The sequence below is a fragment of the Actinokineospora fastidiosa genome (assembly GCF_014648415.1).
GTDB lineage: Bacteria > Actinomycetota > Actinomycetes > Mycobacteriales > Pseudonocardiaceae > Actinokineospora > Actinokineospora fastidiosa.
Window position 1 is genome coordinate 82,921 of sequence record NZ_BMRB01000002.1, and the last position, 22,086, is coordinate 105,006.

The 22,086-nt window shown below is 73.3% G+C and carries 26 protein-coding genes; 13 read left to right on the forward strand and 13 right to left on the reverse strand.

What is annotated here, in order from left to right:
• Positions 1–483 precede the first annotated feature (483 nt).
• Complete coding sequence (locus tag IEY98_RS33075; RefSeq protein ID WP_189210234.1) at positions 484–1,584, forward strand: coiled-coil domain-containing protein; 1,101 nt, start codon at positions 484–486, stop codon at positions 1,582–1,584.
• A gap of 83 nt (positions 1,585–1,667) precedes the next feature.
• Here the strand turns inward: IEY98_RS33075 and IEY98_RS10430 are convergent, their stop codons facing one another.
• Positions 1,668–2,237, reverse strand: coding sequence for a dihydrofolate reductase family protein (locus IEY98_RS10430; protein ID WP_189210235.1), 570 nt, complete (start codon positions 2,235–2,237; stop codon positions 1,668–1,670).
• Positions 2,238–2,307: 70 nt separating this feature from the next.
• Between IEY98_RS10430 and IEY98_RS10435 the strand changes: the two genes are divergently transcribed.
• A complete protein-coding gene (locus IEY98_RS10435; protein WP_189210236.1) occupies positions 2,308–2,868 on the forward strand; it encodes a TetR/AcrR family transcriptional regulator in 561 nt (186 codons plus the stop codon).
• 52 nt (positions 2,869–2,920) lie between these two features.
• Here IEY98_RS10435 and IEY98_RS10440 read toward each other — a convergent pair whose 3' ends face one another.
• The 5 genes from IEY98_RS10440 to IEY98_RS10460 form a co-directional block, all read right to left on the reverse strand.
• Entirely contained in the window at positions 2,921–3,364 is a 444-nt protein-coding gene (locus IEY98_RS10440) for a DUF4383 domain-containing protein (RefSeq protein WP_189210237.1), read from the reverse strand.
• A 46-nt stretch (positions 3,365–3,410) separates the two neighbouring features.
• Positions 3,411–4,067 carry a pseudouridine synthase gene (locus tag IEY98_RS10445; RefSeq protein ID WP_308425871.1) on the reverse strand — a complete coding sequence of 219 codons (657 nt, stop codon included), beginning with the start codon at positions 4,065–4,067 and terminating at the stop codon, positions 3,411–3,413.
• Between the two features lie 255 nt (positions 4,068–4,322).
• Positions 4,323–5,291, reverse strand: a complete 969-nt coding sequence (locus IEY98_RS10450) for a tyrosine-type recombinase/integrase (RefSeq protein WP_189210239.1) — start codon at positions 5,289–5,291, stop codon at positions 4,323–4,325.
• A gap of 422 nt (positions 5,292–5,713) precedes the next feature.
• Entirely contained in the window at positions 5,714–6,295 is a 582-nt protein-coding gene (locus IEY98_RS10455; RefSeq protein ID WP_189210240.1) for a dihydrofolate reductase family protein, read from the reverse strand.
• A gap of 64 nt (positions 6,296–6,359) precedes the next feature.
• Positions 6,360–7,181, reverse strand: coding sequence for a helix-turn-helix domain-containing protein (locus tag IEY98_RS10460; RefSeq protein ID WP_189211708.1), 822 nt, complete (start codon positions 7,179–7,181; stop codon positions 6,360–6,362).
• A gap of 216 nt (positions 7,182–7,397) precedes the next feature.
• Here IEY98_RS10460 and IEY98_RS10465 point away from each other — a divergent pair, with 216 nt between their 5' ends.
• Positions 7,398–8,339 carry an alpha/beta hydrolase gene (locus IEY98_RS10465; protein WP_189210241.1) on the forward strand — a complete coding sequence of 314 codons (942 nt, stop codon included), beginning with the start codon at positions 7,398–7,400 and terminating at the stop codon, positions 8,337–8,339.
• Positions 8,340–8,447: 108 nt separating this feature from the next.
• Here IEY98_RS10465 and IEY98_RS33080 read toward each other — a convergent pair whose 3' ends face one another.
• Complete coding sequence (locus IEY98_RS33080; RefSeq protein WP_189210242.1) at positions 8,448–8,849, reverse strand: STAS domain-containing protein; 402 nt, start codon at positions 8,847–8,849, stop codon at positions 8,448–8,450.
• Between the two features lie 114 nt (positions 8,850–8,963).
• Between IEY98_RS33080 and add the strand changes: the two genes are divergently transcribed.
• Positions 8,964–9,935 carry an adenosine deaminase gene (gene add, locus IEY98_RS10475; protein ID WP_189210243.1) on the forward strand — a complete coding sequence of 324 codons (972 nt, stop codon included), beginning with the start codon at positions 8,964–8,966 and terminating at the stop codon, positions 9,933–9,935.
• A 66-nt stretch (positions 9,936–10,001) separates the two neighbouring features.
• Positions 10,002–10,262 (forward strand): hypothetical protein, encoded by a 261-nt coding sequence (locus tag IEY98_RS10480; RefSeq protein WP_189210244.1) that lies wholly within the window; start codon positions 10,002–10,004, stop codon positions 10,260–10,262.
• Positions 10,263–10,511: 249 nt separating this feature from the next.
• Here the strand turns inward: IEY98_RS10480 and IEY98_RS10485 are convergent, their stop codons facing one another.
• Positions 10,512–11,555: a winged helix DNA-binding domain-containing protein gene (locus IEY98_RS10485; protein WP_189210245.1), complete on the reverse strand. Its 1,044-nt coding sequence runs from the start codon at positions 11,553–11,555 to the stop codon at positions 10,512–10,514.
• Between the two features lie 62 nt (positions 11,556–11,617).
• Between IEY98_RS10485 and IEY98_RS10490 the strand changes: the two genes are divergently transcribed.
• The 5 genes from IEY98_RS10490 to IEY98_RS10510 all read left to right on the forward strand — a co-directional run bounded on the left by IEY98_RS10490 (position 11,618) and on the right by IEY98_RS10510 (position 15,832).
• The gene (locus IEY98_RS10490) at positions 11,618–12,577 is read left to right on the forward strand and encodes a helix-turn-helix transcriptional regulator (protein WP_189210246.1); all 960 of its coding nucleotides are present in this window, start codon (positions 11,618–11,620) and stop codon (positions 12,575–12,577) included.
• Positions 12,578–12,623: 46 nt separating this feature from the next.
• The gene (locus IEY98_RS33085) at positions 12,624–13,508 is read left to right on the forward strand and encodes a ferredoxin family protein (RefSeq protein ID WP_189210247.1); all 885 of its coding nucleotides are present in this window, start codon (positions 12,624–12,626) and stop codon (positions 13,506–13,508) included.
• A 204-nt stretch (positions 13,509–13,712) separates the two neighbouring features.
• Complete coding sequence (locus IEY98_RS10500; protein ID WP_189210248.1) at positions 13,713–14,819, forward strand: DNA glycosylase AlkZ-like family protein; 1,107 nt, start codon at positions 13,713–13,715, stop codon at positions 14,817–14,819.
• Between the two features lie 25 nt (positions 14,820–14,844).
• On the forward strand, positions 14,845–15,330 hold the full coding sequence (locus IEY98_RS10505; RefSeq protein WP_189210249.1) for an RrF2 family transcriptional regulator: 486 nt from the start codon (positions 14,845–14,847) through the stop codon (positions 15,328–15,330).
• A gap of 46 nt (positions 15,331–15,376) precedes the next feature.
• Positions 15,377–15,832: a carboxymuconolactone decarboxylase family protein gene (locus IEY98_RS10510; RefSeq protein ID WP_189210250.1), complete on the forward strand. Its 456-nt coding sequence runs from the start codon at positions 15,377–15,379 to the stop codon at positions 15,830–15,832.
• A 3-nt stretch (positions 15,833–15,835) separates the two neighbouring features.
• Here IEY98_RS10510 and IEY98_RS10515 read toward each other — a convergent pair whose 3' ends face one another.
• The gene (locus tag IEY98_RS10515; protein WP_189210251.1) at positions 15,836–16,420 is read right to left on the reverse strand and encodes a TetR/AcrR family transcriptional regulator; all 585 of its coding nucleotides are present in this window, start codon (positions 16,418–16,420) and stop codon (positions 15,836–15,838) included.
• A gap of 85 nt (positions 16,421–16,505) precedes the next feature.
• Between IEY98_RS10515 and IEY98_RS10520 the strand changes: the two genes are divergently transcribed.
• Positions 16,506–17,252, forward strand: a complete 747-nt coding sequence (locus tag IEY98_RS10520) for a class I SAM-dependent methyltransferase (protein WP_229787029.1) — start codon at positions 16,506–16,508, stop codon at positions 17,250–17,252.
• Positions 17,253–17,300: 48 nt separating this feature from the next.
• Here the strand turns inward: IEY98_RS10520 and IEY98_RS10525 are convergent, their stop codons facing one another.
• From IEY98_RS10525 to IEY98_RS10535, 3 genes are read right to left on the reverse strand one after another with little or no spacing between them, the layout of a single operon-like run.
• Entirely contained in the window at positions 17,301–18,488 is a 1,188-nt protein-coding gene (locus IEY98_RS10525) for an SPFH domain-containing protein (RefSeq protein ID WP_189210253.1), read from the reverse strand.
• A gap of 27 nt (positions 18,489–18,515) precedes the next feature.
• Positions 18,516–18,941, reverse strand: coding sequence for an NfeD family protein (locus IEY98_RS10530; RefSeq protein ID WP_189210254.1), 426 nt, complete (start codon positions 18,939–18,941; stop codon positions 18,516–18,518).
• Between the two features lie 50 nt (positions 18,942–18,991).
• Entirely contained in the window at positions 18,992–19,807 is an 816-nt protein-coding gene (locus IEY98_RS10535; protein WP_189210255.1) for a DUF3097 domain-containing protein, read from the reverse strand.
• Positions 19,808–19,912: 105 nt separating this feature from the next.
• On the opposite strand from IEY98_RS10535, the gene IEY98_RS10540 reads away from it, so the two are divergent.
• Positions 19,913–20,422, forward strand: a complete 510-nt coding sequence (locus IEY98_RS10540) for an RNA polymerase sigma factor (protein ID WP_189210256.1) — start codon at positions 19,913–19,915, stop codon at positions 20,420–20,422.
• Entirely contained in the window at positions 20,419–21,291 is an 873-nt protein-coding gene (locus IEY98_RS10545; protein ID WP_189210257.1) for a VOC family protein, read from the forward strand. The genes IEY98_RS10540 and IEY98_RS10545 overlap by 4 nt, the downstream gene beginning before the upstream one ends.
• Here the strand turns inward: IEY98_RS10545 and IEY98_RS10550 are convergent.
• Positions 21,288–22,082 carry an SCO1664 family protein gene (locus tag IEY98_RS10550; RefSeq protein ID WP_189210258.1) on the reverse strand — a complete coding sequence of 265 codons (795 nt, stop codon included), beginning with the start codon at positions 22,080–22,082 and terminating at the stop codon, positions 21,288–21,290. The genes IEY98_RS10545 and IEY98_RS10550 overlap by 4 nt on opposite strands.
• Between the last annotated feature and the right edge of the window lie 4 nt (positions 22,083–22,086).

A 22,086-nucleotide genomic window follows, 5' to 3' on the forward strand; every position in this document is an offset into this window, starting at 1 on the left:
CATGCACCTCCCGACGCTCCTCCTCCTCCTCCTCCTCCTCCTCCTCCTCCTCCCGCCATCCCTGCTGTGCAGAGCCCCCGGCTGTGCAGAGCCCCTGCCGTGCAGAGCTCACGCAGCCACCCCAGTCCGTCCGCAGCTCCTCAATCCCCCTCGGCAGCCTCCGCTCCGCCACATCTGCCCCCGGGAAACACCTCCCGTTCACTCCGCTACAAAAGCTCTGTTCTGTAGCTGACCTAGGTTGGAGTTAAGTAACCATAATCTCCAGTTGTGGTTCATGAACTGAAACCATACGATGCGCGGGTGATCGACGCGCTGATCGAGAAGGCACCGCCGGGACTTTGTGGCTTCAGTCGTTGCCGGGCGCCGCTGCCCGGGCCGGGGCCGCGTGGAGGAAGGCCGCCGGAGTTCTGTCCCGAGCGGGAATGGCCGGGGGGACGCAGCTGTCGTCAGCTGGCCGCCGCGGAGGAGGCGCTGCGCGCGGTCATGGGGGAGCAGGCACTCGGCGGCGGAGGGCTCAGCGCGGGCGCCGCCGTGCTCGTCGACGCCGTCGACCGGGTGCTGGACCCACTGCGGGAACTGCTGCTGACCACGCAGGAGATCCGGGCCACCGCCACCACCGAACTCGCCGCCGCCGACGCACGCGTCGCCCAGGCCGAGGAGGCCGCTGCCACCGAACGCGGCCTACGCGAAGCCGCCGACCACCGCGCCGAGACCGCCCGCGCCGAGGCGACCCAGGCCCTCGAAGCCGCCCAACAGGCGCACGCCGAAGCCGAGACCGCCCGCCAGGACCGCGCCGACGCCCTCGACCGCCTCCGCGCCGCCGAGACCGCCCGCACCCGAGCCGAACGCGACAAGGCCGCCGCCCAAGCCACCGCCGCCGCCGAACACGACCACGCCCGCCACGCCCAACAGGAAGCCCGCACCGCCCACACCCGAGCCGAAACCCTCCGCGCCGACCTGGCCGCCGCCCACGCCCGCATCGACGCCCTCCAGGCCGAGCTCACCGCCGCCCAGACCCACGCCGAAACCACCACCGCCGAACTCGCCGAGTACCGCAGCCGCACCGAAGCCCTCACCGCGGACCTAGCCCACCACCGAGCCCGCACCGAGGCCCTGACCACCGAACTGGCCGACCACCGCGCCCACACCGACACCCTCACCACCGAACTCGCCCACCAACGCCACCGCGCCGACACCGCGACCGCCGACCTGGCCCACCACCGCGCCCGCGTCGACACCCTCATCGCCGAACTCGCTGAGACCCGCGCGCGCGGAGACGTCGAACTGCGGGCGCGGGTCGACGCCGCCGCCCTCCACCAAGCCCGCGCCGAGGACGCCCGTGCCGAGCGGGACGCCGCCGTTGAGGCCGGGCGGCTCCTGCGCGCCGACCTCGACCGGGCGCACGCCGACACCGACCGCCTCCGGGCGCAGCTCGACCACCTCGCCGCCGAACTCGCCGAGGTCCGCGAGCAGCGCGCCGGGTGGGTGCGGGCCGTCCGCGGCGTCCTGCGGGACAGCGATAGCGAGGCGGCCCGCAAGCGGCTGGCCGCGATCCTTCCGCCGGATCAGCACGACCCGGCCTAGCCGCCCCCCGGGCACGGCCCACCCCCCGGACACGACGCAGCCCCGCCGTCACACTCGACGACGGGGCCGCACCCAAAGAAGCGTCACGCCCGCTCGTACGACAGCACCACCATCCCGCTCGGCAGCGACTTCGTGCCCGTCAAGGTGAACGCGGTGGGGGAGAAGTCCGCGCTGAACAGCGGCACCCCGGAGCCCACCACCACCGGGTACACCTTGAGCACCAGCGCGTCGACCTCCGCCAGCAGCGCGCCCGCCAGGCGGCCGCCGCCCGCGAGGTAGATGTCGCGGCCCGGCTGCGCCTTCAGCTCCCGGATCCACTCCACCACACCCGACGACACGACCTCCACCGCCGGGTCCGGGCTCTCCCCGAGACTCTCCGACACCACCACCTGCCGCAGATGCGCGTACGGGCTGGTCACCCCGATCTCCAGCGCGGGCTCATACGTCACCCGCCCCTGCACGCACACGTCGAAGTTTGGGTTCGGCACGTCCACCCCCAGCTGCGCGCGCACGTGCGTGGGCAACGTGTCGGGGTAGTCGTCGCGGATGAAGCCGACCACGTCCTCCGTCACCGGGAAGAAGTCGACCTCCCCGGCGGGCCCGGCGATGAACCCGTCGATCGACATGCCGACGTAGTACACGAGCTTGCGCACACAGCCTCCACTACACTTGAACTACTCTCACTGTAGTACTCCAGATGTAGTGCTGTCAACGAGGAGACCCATGCGCCACAACCCCACCCGCCGCACCGCCCTGCTCGACGCCGCCATCGACGTCCTCGCCCGCGACGGCGCCCGCGGCCTCACCTTCCGCGCCGTCGACACCCACGCCGCCGTCCCCACCGGCACCGCCTCCAACTACTTCACCAACCGCGACGACCTCCTCACCCAGGTCGCCCACCGCGTCTACGAACGCCTCACCCCCGACGCCCCCACCATGGCCGCCGTCCACCACGGACCCCGCGACCACACCACCCTCACCCGACTCATGCACGAACTCGTCGACCGCGTCACCGCCTTCCCCAGCGGCCACCTCGCCCTCCTCGAACTCCGCCTCGAAGCCACCCGCCGCCCCCACCTGCGCGACCTCCTCACCACCCGCATCCGCGCCGACGTCGACGCCAACATCACCACCCACATCGACTCCGGCCTGCCCGGCGACGCCACCACCGTCGAACTGCTCTACCTCGCCCTCAACTGGCTCATCCTCGAACGCCTCACCCTCCCCGACGTCTTCCCCGACCCCCACCACCTCGTCACCGAACTCGTCCGCCGCCTCGCATGAGACGAAAACGGGGCGCGACCCGACCGGCCGCGCCCCGCCCCCGACACCCTCATCACATCCGCGACCGCCGCGGGCTCGCCACCAGCAGACCCAACGCGATCATGCCGACCGCCAACAGCAGGTGCAGCCAGTTGTCCGCGTTGTTCAACGGCACGAAGTTCGCCGCACTGTCATGCCCGATGAACAACCCATACAGCCACAGCAGCAGGTAGATCAGCCCACCGCCCAGCAAAAACGCCCGCGCACCCGACAACGTCCGCGCCATCGCCAGCCCCGCCACACCGAACAACAGGTGCACCAGGTTGTGCAGGATCGACACCTGGAACAACCCGAACAACAGCGCGCCGGACTCATGCCCGGCGAACTGCATCTCGTCGTAGTTCGTCGTCACCCCCGGGATGAACCCCAGGATCCCCACCAACAGGAACACCGCACCGACCGCCGCGGCCACCTGCTGACCGGGGTGTCGAGTACGCGTACCGGACATGTCGCCCATCACGACCTCCTCGAAGTGACCGTCACCCCGAAGAGGTACCCACCGATCACCCCGCCCACGCCGACAACGACAAACCCGACACAAACCGCCGCTCCACCCCCGACACCGGATCCCGGAACTCCACCGCCCGCGCCAACAACTGCAACGGCGCCGAGAAGTCATCCGGCGCCCGCTCCGCCACCACCGGATACAGGTCATCACCCACGATCGGCGCCCCTAACCCCGCCATGTGCACCCGCAGCTGATGCGTCCGACCCGTCTCCGGCACCAACCCGAACAACCCCACATCCCCCCGCCGCTCCACCGACACCACCCGCGTCACCGCGTTCACCGGACCCGCCACCTCCCGCGCCGCGTGCACCCCCCGCTCCTTCACGATCCGACTCCGCACCACCGTCCCCGGCGACGGCGCCACCCCCGACACCCGCCCCACCGCCTCATACTCCTTGCGCACCAACCGCCGCGCGAACAACTCCTGATACACACCCCGCAACTCCGGCCGCGCCACGAACACCACCACCCCCGCCGTCAACCGGTCCAACCGGTGCGCCGGACTCAACTCCGCGATCCCCGTCAACCGCCGCGCCCGCACCAACGCCGTCTCCCGCACATGCGACCCCCGGGGGATCGTCGCCAGGAAATGCGGCTTGTCCACCACCACCAGGTTCTCGTCCCGGAACAGCACCGACACCTCGAACGGCACCGGGACCTCCACCGGCAACTCCCGGTGGAACCACACCGACCCACCCCGCACGAACGGCGCGTCCACCCCCAACGGCCCCGACTCCGCCCACACCGCCCCCGCCGCGAACATCGCGTCCACCCGCGCCGCCGACACCGGCAACCGATCCACCAGGTGATCCCGCACCGTCGCCCACTCCGACGACACCGGCAGCCGCACCCGCACCGCGTCCACCCCGTCGACCTGGGGGAGCGGTGAGCGCACCTTCCGCCGCATCTACTCCTCCACCAACTCCGACAACACCCGGTACGTCCGGTTCGACGCCGCCGCCGCCCGCCGCTGCGCACCCGTCGCCTCAATGTAGTTCTGGCTCGTGTTCAACGACGCGTGCCCCAACAGCGCCATGATCTCCACCGCGTTCGCCCCGTCCTCGGCCAACCGCGTCGCGAACGTGTGCCGCAACGCGTGCAGGTTCGCCCCCGCGGGCACCCGGTCCCGCAACCCCGCCGCCTGGAAACACGACCGCACCAGGTAGTCCAAAGCGCCCCGCCCGATCCCCGCCCCGTCCGACCCCAGCACCAACGGCGACTCCGGCCCGAACGACACCCCCGGGAACCGCCGCCCACACGACTCCACATACGCCTCGATCACCCGCTCCAACGGCGCCTCGATCGGGATCGACCGCTCCCGGTTCGCCTTGCCCCGCACGAACAACCGCCGCTCACCCGGCCGCCCCACCACCGACGAGCGCCGCAGCGCCCGCAACTCCGCCGCCCGCAACCCGGCCACCAGCCCCAACGCCACCACCAGCAGATCCCGCTCCGGCCACGGCCTGCGCGCCCGCCGCGCCCCCGACGCCGTCGCCGCCAGCAGCTCCTCCGGCGTGCCCTCGCCGCGCAGCGGCTTGGGGGAGAGGGGAGCGGGCCTCGGCCTGCCCACCGCGCCCATCGGGTTGCCCGCCACCAGCCCGTCGGCCACGCAGAACTGGAAGAACTGGTTCCACGTCGACCAGGCCCGCGCCACCGAGCTGCGCGCGTGGTCGTCGGCGAAGGACCCGAACGCCGCCCGCAGCGCGGCCGCGTCCACCTGGTCGAGTTGGATCTCCTCGGCCGCCGTCCCCAGCTCGTCGACCAGCCGCCCGGTCACCCCGGCCAGATCCCGCCGGTAGGCCGCCGTCGTGTTGGGGGAGTCCTTGCGCGGCTTGCGCGCCACGAAGAACGCCGTCTGCGCGTCGATCAACTTCACGACATGTGGATACCGCGCCCCACCGACATCCCCGCCACCGGGCCCACCCCTGATCACCCGACTGAGCGTAACTGGTTACATGCATAATGGCGGTTATGCATGATTTACCGACGACCGATCACTCATGCCCGTTTCGTCACGGTGACGATTTGATGTGCCGAGCCCGTAGGTCGTAGCCGGGGATCGAAGCGTCACCGCGGGGCCCCATCCGGTGCTCTGGGCACTCGCGCATCAGTCGCGCCGAGGGCGGGTGTCGCGGGCCGTCGGTGTCGGCGTCATCGAACCGTCTTGATGAGTCGCGCGCTGTGAATCAGCGGAACGACTGCGGATCGACCCCTTCCGGCACGTTCTCGCAGGTCGCCCGAAGTTCGATAATCGACATTATGTTAAGTATGGCGTTCGTGGCCGCCCCCCGCCTCTGGTCACCGGCGCACCCGATAGCGCAGATGCAGCACTCGATCGCCCTGGATCACCACGTCGGGGTCCTCCAACAGGTGCTGCGCGTCGACGGACCCGAAGTAGCGTTTGCCAGACCCGAACACCACGGGTACGACGTCCATGCGCACCTCATCGACCAAACCCGCGGCGAACACCTGGCCTCCGACGTCGCCTGCGGCGACCTCGACCACGCGGTCACCCGCGAGCTCCCGCGCCTTGGCCACGGCCGCCTCGACCCCGTCGACGAAGTGGAACGGCGCCTCGAGGTCCCAGCCCTCGGGCTTCGGCCGGTGCGTCACGACGACCACGTGGTCGACCCCGCCCGGCGGCGTCCCGTCCCAGCCGTCCGTCAGGTCGAAGACGTGGCGGCCGACGATCGTCGCCCCGATCTGGTCCCAGTACGGCCGGGTGTGGTCGTAGGACGCCCGCGACACCTTCAGCACGCCGCTCTCGTCCAACGGGACGTCTCCGTTGGACAACCAGTCGAACAGCGGCCCGGGCTGGTCGTTCTCGTCCGCGACGAAACCGTCCACGGACACCGAGCTGTACATGACCACCTTGCCCACGGCCTCTCCTCTGCTTCGGGGTGCCCGAAACTAGCGCGTCGTGAGCTGTCGCTCTTGTAAGAAATCAATCGGCGGGCAGCGGCCAGCCGTCCAGCGCGTGGCCGGGATGGTCGCGCAGGAACCGTCGCCGGACCTCGAGGTACCGGGTCGGCGTGAGCCCGGTGAACTCCCGGAACTCGTGGCCGAAGTGGGCCTGGTCGAAGTAGCCCGCGCCATTGGCGAGGCCGCTCCAGTCGATCGGCTCGGCGGGGTTGATCGTGAACACGGCGGCGGCGAAGCGGTAGGTGCGGGCCAGCCGCTTCGGGGTGACGCCGATGAGCTCCTTGAACCGCTGTGCCAGATGGGTGCTGCTGACACCGGCTGCCGCGCTCAGGTCGCCGATCGCCACGGCCCCGCTGGTCGCCACGATGACACCGCTCGTGTGGCGGACCAGTCCCAGGGATGCGGTCTCGCTCAGCCGTCGCGTCAGCTCCTCCTCCAGCAGCGTCAGCATCTCGTGTGGTCCGGCCGCCGTGCCCAGCCGGTCTCGCAGCTCGGCGGTGGCGGGTCTGCCCCAGGCCTGCTCGACCGTCACCGGCCGGTCGCACAGTTCGGCCGCGGGCATCGGCAGGAACGGCGCCAGCCCCCATGGCTTGAAGTGCACGCCGACGGATCGGGTCCGGGGTGGGTAGCCGAACTCCAGTGCGCGGGTGGGTGTGGTGACCACGCAGCCGTCGGCGTACTCAGCCGTCTCGATGTCGGCGCCCGCGCGGATGCGGAACGGCGCCCCGAGGTTGACGATGAGCAACGCGGCGGGCATCGGCGGCAGCGTCAGCCGGGCGTACGGCGGGGTGCCCTCCAGGTAGTAGAGGTCGTCGATCAGCCCGTCCAGCGGCGGTCGCGGCACTCTGGACACGTACTCCACGCCCACAGCATCACCGAGGGCCCGCTGGTCTCGCGCGTCGGGGCGTCGATTGCGGTGTGTCCTGCGGGGCGGACGTTCTTTGTGCAGGTCAGCGAGCGCGAAAGGGCGTTGTTGTCAGCGCGCCACAGCTCCCCGAACTGATCATGGTGTCTGCCCGGTCCGCGAAGCTACTATCCGGTAACTCTGGAGGGAGCCGCCGTGGAGCCGGTAATCGACACGTTCAGCGGGATCAGCGCGAAGGCGCGGCGGTTCGCGCGGTTCATGCGGGTGGTGATCCGGCCGGTCTTCCGGTACAGCCCGCTGACGCCGGTGATGCTGCGGCTGGCGGTGGTGTTCGAGTGGGCGGCGTCGTTCGTCGTGCCGGTCACCCGGGACACCGAGGTCGAGCGGGTGGACTTCCCCGGCTTCCACGGCGAGTGGATCAGGCCGCCGGGCGCCGACCCGGACAAGGTGATGTTGTTCCTGCACGGCGGCGGGTTCTTCTGCTGTGGTCTGCGCACGCACCGGAGGCTGGCGGCGCGGATCGCGGAGCGGGCGGGGGTCACGGCGTTGTCGGTGGCGTACCGGCAGTTGCCCGCCTCTCCCCTGGCGGTCTCCATGGCCGACGCGCACCACGCCTACACGTGGTTGGTGGAGCAGGGTTTCACCGACATCGTGATCGCGGGTGACTCCGCGGGCGGGTTCCTGGCGCTGACGACGGCGTTGACGGCGCGGGACGAGGGTCAGCCGGGGCCCGCGGCGCTGGTGGCCCTCTCCCCCTTGGTCGAGTTGGATCACCTGGGCCGGGCTGAGCATCCGAACCTGAAGACGGACGCGTACCTGCCCGCGCACCGGCTGCCGAAGCTGCGGACGATGCTGTTGGCGGGGTTGGACGAGGACCCCTCCCCCGCGCGCCGGGACCTGTCGGGGCTGCCGCCGGTGTTGATCCAGGCCGGTGGCGCGGAGGCGCTGCTGTACGACGCGCACCTGTTGGCCGCGCGGTTGTGCGCGGCGGGTGTGCCGCATCGGCTGCAGGTGTGGGAGGGGCAGTTGCACGTGTTCCAGGCGTTCGCGGGCCCGATTCCGGAGGGGCATGCCGCGCTGGACGAGGTGGGGGCGTTCCTGCGGTCGGCGACCGGGAGTGGCCACGCGGCGGCGTAGTCCGCTGCGGCCGTCGGCGCGCTGGTGTTCGTGAGGGCTGGTCGTGCCGCTGAAGGGCCCGGCGTTGCAGGGCCCGGTGGCTAGTGGGTCAGGCCGGGCTGTGGCGGTTTAGGCGATGAGCCATTCGCTGTGGTTGTGGGCGGTGGCGGTGCGGGCGGTGGTGGTGGCCGGGGTGATGGTGAGGGTGTGGTCGAGGCGGGTGAGGCGCAGGCCGGTGAGGATGGCGCCGCCCGCGCGGACGACGAGGTGGCGGCCGCGGGCGGCGCAGGCGTGGTGGGCGCGGATGAGGGCGGCGGTGCTGGCCCAGCTGAGGTAGGTGACGTCGGTGAGGTCGACGACGAGGTGGGTGGTGCCGTCGGCGCTGGTGGCGGCGTCGATGAGGTGGTCGTGCCAGGGGGCGTCGGTGGCGAGGTCGATGTGGCCTTGGGCGGCGATGGTGTGGACGGGTCCGCTGCGGTGGCTGGTGACGGCGAGGTGGCGGGTGCGGGGTGGGGCGAAGCGCAGCGGCACGGTGGGCCTTCCGTGGGTGGTGATGTGTCACTCCCTTGATCTCGGTGGGGCGGGAAAGGTTGCCATGGGTTATTGATTTGAGTGTGGCGGGTGGGTGGGGGTACTGGTGTGGGGGTGCGGGATCTGGTGGCGTTGCCGAAGGCGCATCTTCACGTGCACCTGGAGAGTGCGGTGCGGGCGTCGACGTTGGCTGAGTTGGCGGCTCGGTACGGGGTGGTGGTGCCGGGGGTGCCGGAGGGCGGGTTCTCGGGGTTCCGGGAGTTCGCGGACCGGGGCTCGGTGGTGCGGTCGTGTCTGCGGGAGCCGGAGGATTTCGCGCGGGTGGCGCGGGAGTTCTGCGCGGACGCGGCGGCGGACGGGGTGCGGTACGCGGAGGTGACGTTCTCGGCGGGGTCGCATGGTGAGCGGTTGGGGTCCGGGGACGAGCCGTTGGCGGCGGTGGTGGCGGGGTTGGCGGAGGGGTCGGCCGAGCACGACGTGGTGACGCGGTTGATTCTGGATCATTCGCGGCGGCGGTCGGTGGGGCGGTTGGCGGCGATGGTGGAGTGGGCGTCGCGGTTCCCCGAGGTGGTGGCGGTGGGGGTGGCCGGGGATGAGGCGTTCCCGTTGGCGCCGTTCGCGTCGGTGTTGGCGCAGGCGCGGGCGGCGGGGTTGCGGATGGTGCACCACGCCGGGGAGATGGCGGGGCCGGAGTCGGTGGTGGAGGCGGTGCGGGTGGGGTTGGCGGATCGGATCGGGCACGGGATCAGGGCGGACGCGTCCGTGGTGGCGGAGTTGCGGGAGCGGGGTGTGGCGGTGGAGGTGTGTCCGTCGTCGAATGTGGTGTTGGGGTTGGTGGCGGGGTTGGGTGTGCATCCGTTGCCGGGGTTGATGGCGGCGGGGGTGGCGGTGTCGGTGAACCTGGATGTGCCGGATGTGGTGGGGACGTCGTTGAGTGGGGAGTTCGGGCGGTTGCGGGCGCGGTGGGGGTGGTCGGATGAGGTGGTGGCGGGGTTGTCGGTGGCGGCGGTGGAGGCGTCGTTCGCTCCGGTGGGGGTGAAGGAGCGGGTGCGTGGGGAGATCGCGGGGTGGTTGGCGTCGGGGTGAGCGGGATGTCAGTGGCCGCTGCTACACCTGCTTGTGACAGGCGTCACGAGACCGGGGGTGGTCGGGATGAAGGGTGTGGTGGAGGCGCTGGGGCATGTGGCCGCGGGGGCGGTGTTGTTCCATGCGGGCTGGTGGGGTGGCCCGGAGGGGTTCGTGTGGGCGGGTGCTGACGGTTCGGCGGCTGGTCGGGTGCCGGAGTGGGAGGCGGAGGTGTTGATGGTGGCCGAGCGGCGGGGGTTGGTGGCGATCGGTCGGGGTGTGGGGTCGCGGGATGTGCCGGTGGCGGTGACGGCGGCGGGGTTGGCGGTGTTGGGCGGGGTCGCGTGATCTCGGGTCGAGTCTCCCCCGGTTCGTGATGGTGCAGGTGGGGCGGTCGCTCCTGCGGTGGTGCTCGCGGTCGGCCACTCGGCGCGGTGATCGGCTGGTGCCGGTGCGGGGTTCAGGGTCGCTGAATAGCCGAACCCTGGTCGGGGCCGTCGACGGTCATTGGCAGGTTCGGGTGGTCCTGCTGCCGGAGTCCGGTGCAAGGACGCAAGGCCTGGTCCAGCCGGGGCGCGGTGAGGCTGGTGTCGGGGTCTAGACCTGGACGTCGTGGGTGCGGTCGGGGTCGGTGGCGGTGAGGAGGGCGTGGCCTTCGCGGGTGAGGTCGTCGCGGTCGGCGGGGCGCAGTGGGGTGAACGGGGTGACCGTGAGGGTGGCGGCGGTGCGGGTGCGGGTGATGCGCCAGGTCCCGGCGACGTGGCCGTCGATGAGGATGGTGGGGTGGACGATGCCGTTCTTGGTGATGACGGTGCGGCGGTGCTCGTCGCTGATGACGCGGGTGCGGTCGGCGTGGGAGAGCAGCAGGTTGTCGAAGTCGGTGAGGTAGCGGGCGGGTGCGGGGGTGTCGGCGGGTGGTCGGGGCGCGTCGGGGAGGTCGTGGAGGGTGCGGCCGTCGGTGTGGACGGTGCGCAGGGGTAGGCGGTCGAAGACCTCGCGGAGTCCGGTGAGGCCGGACCAGGCCTGGGCGTCGGCGGGGGTGGCGGGGCCGAAGGCGGCGAGGTAGCGCAGGACGAGGTCGTCGATGGTGGGCCGCTCCCCCGTGGGTTCGCCGAGCCAGGTGGTGGCGAGGGTGTGGGCGGCGGGTCCGGTGCGCTGCCAGAGGCCGCGGGGCGGGACCTGGACGAGGGGCAGGCGCAGGCGGGCGAGGGCGGCGAGGGCGCCGGGGTCGTGGTCGGGGAAGTCGGGGGCGAGGAGCTTGCCGAGTTCGACGGCGGTGAGTGGGCGCTGGTGGAGGTGGTGGCGGGCGGTGTCGAGGACGGCGGGGATGTCGGTGGCGGGGATGTCGGTGGGTGCGCGGTCGAGCACGGGTTGGACGAGGGGGCGCAGGCCGTGGGCGTCGCGGGCGGTGACGAGGTGGATGGTGCCGCGCATGAGGAGGATGCGGGTGAGGGTGCGGTCGGTGATGCGGTGGGCGAGGTCGTCGAAGGTGAAGTGGGTCAGCCGCGACCAGAGTCCGATGTAGGGCGGGTTGGGTGCTTGGGCCTGCATGCCGACGAGGTGCTCGATCAGGGTGGTGGGGTCGAGGTCGGCGCGGGTGAGCAGGTGTTGGCGGGCGAGCAGGGCGCGGTTGAGCGACATGCCGCGCAGGTTACGGGCGGTTGCGGACCGGTCCTGTCCGCAGGGGGTGGGATGCTGGGGGCATGTTGGAGACCTCGGCGCGGCTGTTGCGGTTGTTGTCGTTGCTGCAGACGCGGCGGGAGTGGTCGGGTGGGGAGTTGGCGGGCCGTCTTGGGGTGACGGACCGGACGGTGCGTCGGGATGTGGACAAGCTGCGGTCGTTGGGCTATCCGGTGGAGTCGGCGACGGGGACGGCGGGCGGGTACCGGTTGGGGGCGGGTGCGGCGTTGCCGCCGTTGTTGCTCGATGATGACGAGGCGGTGGCGGTGGCGGTGGGGTTGCGGACGGCGGCGGGTGGGTCGGTGTCGGGGATCGAGGAGACCTCGGTGCGGGCGTTGGCGAAGTTGGAGCAGGTGTTGCCGTCGCGGTTGCGGCATCGGGTGGCGGCGTTGCAGGCGGCGACGGTGGCGGTGCCGGGTCGGGGGCCGGTGGTGTCGGCGGAGACGTTGGCGGTGATCGCGGGGGCGTGCCGGGATCGGTGTCGGCTGCGGTTCGACTACCGGTCGCACGGGGGTGGGGTGTCGGTGCGGGAGGTGGAGCCGCTGAAGCTGGTGCACGCGGGTCGGCGCTGGTATCTGGTGGGGTTCGACGTGGAGCGGGATGACTGGCGCACGTTCCGGGTGGACCGGTTGTCGCCGAGGACGCCGTTGGGGCCGCGGTTCGCGGAGCGGACGCCGCCGGATGAGGACATCGCCGCGTACACCGCGTTCGGGGTGACCAATCGGGCGTACCGGTATCAGGCGGTGTTGCGGTTGTTGGTGCCGGTGGAGCGGGCGGCGGAGTTCGTGACGTGGCAGACCGGGGTGTTGGAGCCGGTGGACGGGGAGAGTTGTCTGCTGCGGATCGGGGCGAACGTGTTGGAGGAGTTGGCGGTGTGGGTGTGGTTCCTGGGGTGTGAGTTCGAGGTGGTGGAGCCGCCGGAGTTGGTGGCGCGGATGCGGGAGTTGGCGGAGCGGATTGTGCGGACCTGCGACCGCTCCTAGGGGGTGTCACTCGATCGGCGGTACCGGGCGTGAGAGTCTGGCGCTGATGACTGCGACTTGTTCGGCGGTGTCCGGGGCGGCGGGTGAGCGTCCTGCGGGGACGGCGGCCGTGGCGGCGACGTGGCTGTGTGTTGAGCAGCCGGGTCCGTGGGGTGCGGAGGCGCTGACGGCCTCGCACCTGGATCCGGGGTTGGGCGCGGAGTTGGCGGCCAGGGCGAAGGGGACTGGGGTGCGGGTGGTGTTGATCCGCCGCCCGGGCCGTCATCCCGATCGGCATCGGCCGCTCCCCCGCCGGGCTTATCTGGCGCACACGGCGCCGGGGCGGACGTTCCTGCGGTCGGCGACGCTCAATGACCCGAAGCAACTGCTGGACCTGGATTTCGCGGCGGCGGGGGCGGGCAGTGTGGCGGGGTTCGGGGCTCCGGCGGCGGGCCGGTTGCTGTTGGTGTGCACCAATGGGCGTCGGGATGTGTGCTGCGCGGTGTTGGGGCGTCCGGCGGCGGCGGAGTTGGCGGCCGCGCACGGGGATGTGGTGTGGGAGGCGACGCATCTGGGTGGGCACCGGTTCGCGCCGACGGCGTTGGTGTTGCCCACGGGGTACGCGTACGCGCGGGTGGATCGGGAGGTTGGGGAGGCGTTGGTGACGTCGCCGGGTGTGGTGTTGTCGAACTGTCGGGGCCGGTCGACGTGGGCGGCGCCTGCGCAGGCTGCGGAGTTGGCGGTGCGGGAGTTGACGAACACGCTGGATCCGGACGTGTTGGCGGTGCGGGAGCCGGAGCGGGTGGAGGGCGAGTGGCGGGTGGTGGTCGCGCATGACGACGGTCGGGCGTGGCGGGTGAGTGTGGCGGAGGTGCCGGGCGCGGCGCGGCCGGTGAGCTGTGGTGCGGCGGCGAAGGTGGTCTCCGAGCACGTGGTGACGCGGATCGACTAGTCCGGCAGACCCGCCGCCCACGGGCAGGTCGGGGAGTGCCTGCTCGGCGGCGGTGGACGCCTGGCCGTGAGATGGAATGGCGGCCGGGGTCGTCGTCGGCGCCGTGGTCGGTCGTCTCCGGACAGCGCGGGTGTCCGTCGTGGGGTCCGTTTGACTGAGGCTCGTGGCCCGTCCGGTGTCGGGGGGCGCGGTTACGGTCGGGGGATGGAGTTCAGTCGCGCCCAGGTCCTGGCCCACCGCGTCGCCCGGCACGGGTTGCGCCGCGAGACGGCGGTGGCGACCGGGCTGGGGGTGTTGGAGCTGGGGGTGCAGGACACGGCCGGGGCGGGCGCGCGGGTGGCGCTGGCGGCGCGGCTGCCCGATGGCGCCGAGCTGTCCCCTCCCGACCTGGTGCTGGTGTGGGCGCAGCGCGGGGCGCCGCATCTGCTGCGGCGGGCGGACGTCGCGGGCCTGGCGGCGTTGTTGTATCCGCGGGGTGATGCGGACGCGGCGGCGCGGTTGGGGACGGCGGCGGCGCGGTCGCTGCGGGCGGCCGGTGTCGGGGCGGCGGCGGGGTTCGCCGCGGGTGCGGCGGCGTTGCGGGCGGTGGTGTCGGAGGAGATGCCGCGGGCCCGGGCGAGCGCGGAGATGACGGCGATGCTGCCGCCCGCGTATTCCTATGACTGTCGCGCGTGCGCGAGCACGCACGTGTTCGGCAGCCTGTTCCAGCTGGTGGGGATCGCCGCCGGGGTGGAGGTGGTGGCCGAGACGCGGCCTGCCCGGTTGCGTCCGCTGCCCGATCGGCACGCGCTGCCGGAGGAGGCCGCGGACGCGGGGGCGCTGGTCGCGGCGTATCTGCGGGTGCACGGCCCGGCCTCTCCCGCCGATCTGGCCGCCTATCTGGACACCACGGTCGGGGTGGTGAAGGCGGTGTGGCCCGAGGGGCTGGTGCCGGTGCGGGTGGACGGGCGGCCCGCGGCGCTGCCGGAGTCGGATGTGGCGGCGGTGCGGTCGGCGCCGGACGCGCGGGGGCTGGTGCGGCTGCTGCCGCCCGCGGACCCGCTGCTGCAGGGCCGCGACCGGGAGGTGCTGGTGCCGGACGCGGCGCGGCGCAGGCAGGTGTGGCGGGTGATCGGCAGCCCGGGCGTGGTGCTCGCCGAGGGCGACATCGCCGGGGTGTGGCGCACGCGGGTGGCGGGTGCGCGGCTGGACGTGGCGGTGGCGTTGTTCTCCCCCGTGGGCAAGGCGGCGCGGGCGGGGATCGCCGACGAGGCACAGCGGGTGGCGCGGGCGCGGGGGCTGCGGGAGGCGCGGGTCACCCTCGACACCTAGATCTTGGACATGTAATGTCCAGGTTATGCGGATGAGCGAGGGCGTGGAGTGGGCGCTGCACACGTGCGCCAACCTCGCCTGGGTCGAGCCGGGCGACGCGGTGCCCGCGGCCCGGCTGGCCGCCGTGTTCGGCCTGCCCGCCGCCTACCTGAACAAGCAGCTGCAGGCCCTGGCCCGCGCCGGGATCCTCACCTCCACCTCCGGCCCGCGCGGCGGGTTCCGGCTGGCGCGGGCGCCGGAGGCGATCAGCGCGCTGGACGTGGTGGTGGCCATCGAGGGCGCCGAGGACGCCTTCCGCTGCGCCCGCATCCTGGCCGACTCCCCCTGGGGCGACCCGGCGGTGGACTACCGCGCCACGTGCGCGATCTCGCAGACGATGCGCCGCGCGGAGCTGGCCTGGCGGCGCGAGCTGGCCGGGCAGTCGATCGCCGACATCGTCGGCGCCGTCGAGCGGCGCAACCCCGGCACCGGCGAGCGGTTACGCCGGTGGCTGACCGCCGCGCGCGCCTGAGTTTTCCGCGAATCCTGGATATCGAACACCCTGAATGGAGAGATTGATGCAGCAGCGGATCGACGTCGCCGCCCACGCTCCCGAGGCCTATCGGGCGATGCTCGGTTTGGAGAAGTTCATGGCGGGCAGCTCGCTGCCCAAGAGCACCTACGAGCTGGTGAAGGTGCGCGCCAGCCAGATCAACGGCTGCGCCTACTGCGTCGACATGCACTGCCACGACGCCAAGGCGGCGGGCGAGACCGACGAGCGCCTCTACGCGGTGGCCGTGTGGCGGGAGACTCCGTTCTTCACCCCGGCCGAGCGCGCCGCCCTGGCCTTCGCCGAGGCCGCGACCCGGCTGCCCGACCACGGCCACGGCGTGCCGGACGAGGTGTGGGCCGAGGCCGCCGAGCACTACGACGAGCCGACGCTGGCCGCGTTGATCGTCGCGGTGGCCACGATCAACGCCTGGAACCGGATCGCGGTGTCCAGCCGCGCGATCCCCGGCTCGCACCGCAAGTGAGCCTCACGGCCGCGTGACCCCGGCGAGGACGGCGGCCACCATCGCGCGCACCGACTCCGGCCGCGCGCCGTCGCGGTCGGCGTAGGCCAGGTGCCCGCCGCCCAGCAGGGTCGGGGCGAGCACGTCGGGGTCGGCGTCGGCGGCGACGCGGCCCAGCTCGCGCTCGCGGGCGAGGTAGTCGGCGAGCATGGCCGCCGCCTCGGTCAGCAGGGGGATGCCGGTCGGGGTGTCCGCGCGCAGCCGGGCGCGCAGGTCGTCGCGGAAGATCAGGAGGCTGACGATGGCCGCGGCGACCGAGCCGAACAGCTCGGTCAGCGCGGCGGCGACGTTGTCGACCACGTCGCCGGTCCCGGCGCGGCGGGCCAGGGCGGCGCCCTGATCCTCGACGCGGGCGACGCGGTCGCGCACCAGGGCGGCGAGGAAGTCGTCGAAGTCGGCGAAGTGCCGGTGCAGCACGCCCTTGGCGCAGCCAGCCTCGTCGGTGACGGCGCGGCTGGTCAGCGCGCTGGGCCCGGAGCGCAGCAGGACGGCCTCGGCGGCGTCGAACAGCCGGGTGCGCGCGTCGGTGATGCGGACTCCGGTGGGCATGGCGCGGTCCTCGCGATAGTGGGCATGTGCCCACTAGGGTGGGCGCATGCCCACTCTATCCGGGGAGCCGCACCGGCAGCGCTCGATGGCCGAGTCGTTCGGCGTCGACGTCGAACGCTACGACCGCACCCGCCCGCCCTATCCCGACGCCCTCGTCGAGCGGGTCGTCGCGCACTCCCCCGGCCGCGCCGTGCTCGACGTCGGCTGCGGGACCGGGATCGCCACCCGCCAGTTCCGCGCCGCGGGCTGCGCGGTGCTCGGCGTCGACCCGGACGAGCGGATGGCCGCCTTCGCCCGGCGCGGCGGGATCGCGGTGGAGGTGGCCGCGTTCGAGGCGTGGGACCCGGCGGGCCGGGTGTTCGACGCGGTCGTGGCCGGGCAGTCCTGGCACTGGGTGGACCCGGTGGCGGGCGCGGCCGCCGCCGCCCGGACACTGCGCCCGGGCGGGCTGCTGGCGGTGTTCTGGCACGTGCCGCACACCCCGCCGGACATCACCGACGCGCTGGCCGCGGCGCTGCCCGACATGCCCCGGCCCGCCGAGGACGGCTACCGGACGCTGGACGCCCTCGCCGCCGACGGCATCAAGGCGAGCGGCGCGTTCACCGAACCGCGGCGGTGGACGTTCGACTGGCAGCGCGACTACACGCGCGCGCAGTGGCTGGACCAGCTGCCCACCAGCGGCCTGCTCACCCGGCTGCCGCCGCAGCGCCTGGCCGCCGCGCTGGACGGGGTGGGGGCCGCGATCGACGCCCTCGGCGGCGCGTTCACCCTGCCCTACACCACGGTCGCGGTCACGGCCGCCGTCCCCGGCGGGCAGACCCGGCCGCGGTGACGCCGATGCCCCCGCGCGAGCACCACGCGCGGGGGCATCGAGGGACGGTCAGAGCTGGTCGGGCTCGATCCGGGCGGGCGGGGCGCCCACCTCCGGCGCGGGCATCCCGGCAGCGGGCGTGGCGGGGCCGACCCGGGGCACGGCCAGCGGGCTCTCGACCTCCTTGCGCGCCACCTCCTCCGCGGCGCGCACCGCCTCGGCGACCTTCGGGTCCGTGGAGGTGTCGAACCAGCCGCTGACGGAGGCCTCGTCCTCCTCCGGGGCGGTCGCGGGGGCGTCGGCGGGCGGCTCGTAGCGGAACACGCCGTCCTCGCCCGGGGCGCCGAGCATGCGGGCGAAGCCCTCCAGCGCCTTGCCGTAGTCCGAGGGGATCAGCCACACCTTGTTCGCGTCGCCCTGGGCCATCGTCGGCAGCGTCTGCAGGTACTGGTAGGCCAGCACCTCCGGCGAGGGGCGGGCGGCCTTGACCTTCTCGATCGCCTTGGCCTGGCCCTGCGCCTGCAGGTAGCGGGCGGCGCGGTCGCCCTGGGCGCGCAGGATGCGCGACTGCCGCTCGGCCTCGGCGGCCAGGATCGCGGCCTGCTTGGCGCCCTCGGCGGCCAGGATCTGCGACTGCTTCTGGCCCTCCGCGGTCTTGATCGCCGACTCGCGCTGGCCCTCGGCGTTGAGGATCATGGCGCGCTTCTCCCGGTCGGCGCGCATCTGCTTCTCCATCGAGTCCTGGATGGACGGCGGCGGGTCGATCGCCTTGAGCTCCACGCGCGCCACCCGGATCCCCCACCGCCCGGTCTCCATGTCCAGCACGCCGCGCAGCTGCTGGTTGATGTTGTCGCGCGAGGTCAGCGTCTGCTCCAGGCTCATGCCGCCGACGACGTTGCGCAGCGTCGTGGTGGTCAGCTGCTCCACGGCGACGATGTAGTTGGAGATCTCGTAGACCGCCGACCGCGAGTCGGTGACCTGGAAGTACACGACCGTGTCGATGCGCACGGTCAGGTTGTCCTGGGTGATCACCGGCTGCGGCGGGAACGACACCACCTGCTCGCGCATGTCGATGCGGGCGCGCACCTTGTCCAGGAACGGCACCAGGAAGTTCAGCCCCGGCTGGGCGACCACCTTGAACCGGCCGAGGCGCTCGATCACCGCCGTCTGCGCCTGCGGGATCACCAGGACCGCCTTCACCAGCACGATCACCACGAACAGGGCCGCCACGATCGCGACGATCAGCCCGACATCCACTCGTCCGTCCTCCCAACCCGGGGGCGCTCAGCCGCCGTGGGCGTACACCACGGCGGTGGCCCCCTCGATCTCCACCACGGTCACCGTCGTACCGGGCTCCAGCACCTGCCGGTCGTCCAGGGCGCGCGCCGACCAGTCTCCGCCGCGCAGCCGCACCGTGCCGCCGGTGGCGTCCACCGTGGCGGTCACCACGGCGGTCTCGCCGATCAGCCCGGCCACGTTGTCGGCGGTCAACCGGCCCTGCCAGCGCCGCTTGAGCGAGGGCCGCACCCCCGCCAGCAGGCCCAGCGCGGTCGCGGCGAACACCGCCGCGGAGACCACCGGCAGCCCGAACAGCGCCTCGGCGCCCGCCCCGGCCAGCGCCGCGACCCCGAGCATCACGAGCACGAACTCGCCGGAGAGCACCTCGGCGACGACCAGCACGACCCCGACGATCAGCCAGATCAGCGCCATGACCCCATCCTCGCAGAAACCGGACACCCGCAGCGGACGAACCGCGCAGGTCACGCCTCGGTCACGAAGTCGATCAGCCGCTCGACCGCGCCCACCAGCGGCGCCTCCAGGTCCCGGAACCCGGTCACCGCCGCACGCACCCGCCGCCACCCCTGCGCCGGGTCGCCCCAGCCCAGCGCCGCGCACACCCCGTCCTTCCACGCCACCCCGCGCGGCACCGACGGCCACGCCGGGATCCCCAGCACCGACGGCTTGACCGCCTGCCAGATGTCGACGTACGGGTGCCCGGTCACCAGCACGTGCTCGCCCGCCACCCCGGCGGCCGCCCGCGACTCCTTGCTGCCCGCCACCAGGTGGTCCACCAGCACCCCCAGCCGCCTGCCCGGGCCCGGCCCGAACCCCGCCACCGCCTCGGCCAGGTGGTCCACCCCGTCCAGCGGCTCCACCACCACGCCCTCCACCCGCAGGTCGTGCCCCCACACCAGCTCCACCAGCTCCGCGTCGTGCACGCCCTCCACCCAGATGCGGCTGGCCGCCGCCGTGCGCGCCCGCAGCCCCTCCACCCGCACCGACCCCGACGCCGACACCCGCCGCGCCGGGGCGGGCGTGGCCACCGGCCGCACCAGCGTCACCGGCCGCCCGTCCAGCAGGAACCCGGCGGGCGCCATCGGGAACACCCGCTGCCTGCCGTGCCGGTCCTCCAGCACCACCGCGTCGTGGCGGGCCGTGCCGCGCTCCACCCGCACCACCGCGCCGCAGAACCCCGACCCGGGCTCCTCCACCACCACCCCGGCCTCGGCTGCCACCTCCGGCGCCACCCGCCGCGCCCGCCCGCCCAACACGTCCCCGTACTCCTGTGATCGCACCCGGCCACGCTAGCCGGCCCCGCCGCCGAGGCCGACCCGCCACGCCGGGGTGAAAAAGTCGCCGCCGGGGCGTCGGAGCACGGCCCGCCCGCACGACTATGGGGTGTGAGCCCGCACCCCCGGGCGCGCCCGGACCCGGCCGTGGCGCTGCTCGACCTCTACGACCACGCGCTGCCGCACGTCTACGGCTACCTGCTGGCCCGCGTCGGCGACACCGCCCTGGCCGAGGACCTCACCGCCGAGACGTTCCTGGCCGCCGTCGCCGCCGCCCGCCGACCCGGGGCCGACACCCCGTCGGTGCCGTGGCTGATCGGCGTGGCCCGGCACAAGCTCGCCGACCACTGGCGCCGCGTCGCCCGCGAACGGCTGCGCGTGGTGGAGGACCCCGGCGTCGAGGACCCGTGGGAGGTGCGCCTGGACGCCATCCTCGCCCGCCAGACCCTCGCCGCGCTCGGCCCGCACCACCGCGCCGCGCTCACCCTGCGCTACCTCGACGGGCTCCCCGTGCCCGAGGTCGCCGCCCACCTGGGCCGCACCGTGCACGCCACCGAGGCGCTGCTGGTGCGCGCCCGCGCCGCGTTCCGTCGCGCCTACCCCGAGGGAGGGCAGCCGTGAGCGACCCGTTCGACGCCCTCCGCGTCCCCGACACCCCCGAGCACCCGGACCCCGGGTTCGCCGCCGACCTGCGCGAGCGCCTCCGCCGCGCGGTCCTGACCTGGAAGGACGACACCACCATGACCACCAGCACCCAGACCCAGGCGGGGGCCGGTCCCGCGATCAGCCCCTACATCGTCGTCGCCGACGCCGCCGCGGCCATCGACTGGTACGTCGAGGCGCTCAACGCCCACCGGCGCGGCGAGCCGGTCGTCATGCCCGACGGGGCGATCGGCCACGCCGAGCTGACCATCGGCGACGCGGTGCTGATGCTGGCCGACGCCGCCGCGGCGGGCGACACCCCCGTCGCCGCGCCCGAGCAGGGCCGCCCGGCCTCGCACACCCTGCACCTGCGGGTGCCCGACGTCGACGCCGCCTTCGCCCGCGCCGTCGACCGCGGCGCGCGCCCCGAGCGCGACCCCGCCGACTACCCCTACGGCCGACTGGCGGTGCTGGTCGACCCGTTCGGGCACCGCTGGATGCTGGCCGAGGACGAGACCGCGCCCCGCCCCGGCGACATCGGCTACGCCACGGTGGTCGTCGCCGACGCCGATGCCGCCCGCGCCTTCTACGGGGCGGTGCTCGGCTGGTCGTTCAGCCCCGGCTCGGTGCCGGGCGGCTGGCAGGTGAACGGCCGCCAGGTCGGGCTGTGGGGCGGCGGCGGGTCGCCGAGGGTGGACCTGTGCTACCGGGTCGCCGACATCCGCGCCGCGGTCGACGCGGTGCGCGCGCACGGCGGCACCGCCGGGGAGATCGACACCAAGCCCTACGGCCGGTACGTGGAGTGCGCCGACCCCGAGGGCACGGCCTTCCAGCTCTGGCAGCCCTAGAACGCGGGCCAGGGGATCGGGCGGCCCGCGGCGTCGGGCACCGGGAACACCGGGGCGGCCAGCAGCCGCGCCACCCGGGTGCGCAGCGCCTTGACCTCGCGGACCGTCAGGTGCTCGCCCACCTCGTCGGCGAAGTCGCCGTCCAGGGCGGACCTGAGCCGGGCGAGGTGGTCGAGCACGTCGGCGGGCAGCGGCTCCCCCGCCCACCCCCACAGCACAGTGCGCAGCTTCGGCTCGTGGTGCAGGCAGATGCCGTGGTCCACCCCGTACACGCCGCCGTCGGTGCCGTGCAGGACGTGCCCGCCCTTGCGGTCGGCGTTGTTGAGCACCACGTCCAGCGCGGCCAGCCGGGCGACGGCAACGTCGCCGGAGTGGATGAGCGCCGCCGGGTCGCCGTGGCGGTCCAGGGCGTGCAGCACGGTGCGCCAGCCGGGCGGCACCTCGTCGGGGGTGACCAGGTCGACGAGGTCGTCGCCCTCCTTGGTGTCCACCCACAGCTGCACCATGCCGGGCCCGACCGGGCCGTCGCGCAGCACCGTCGGCGGGATCAGCGCCAGCCCGGCGGCGCGGGCGACGAGGTAGGCGGCGACCTCCCGACCGGCCAGCGTGCCGTCGGGGAAGTCCCACAGCGGCCGCTCGCCGCGCACCGGCTTGTAGACGCAGCGCGCGCTCACCCCGTCGAGGGTGATGCCGCAGAACAGGGTGATGTTGGAGGCGTCGACCAGGCGGCCCTCGATGTCCAGCTCGCCCTCGCGCAGGAACGCCTCGGCGTGCGGGTCGGTCGGTAACACCGGC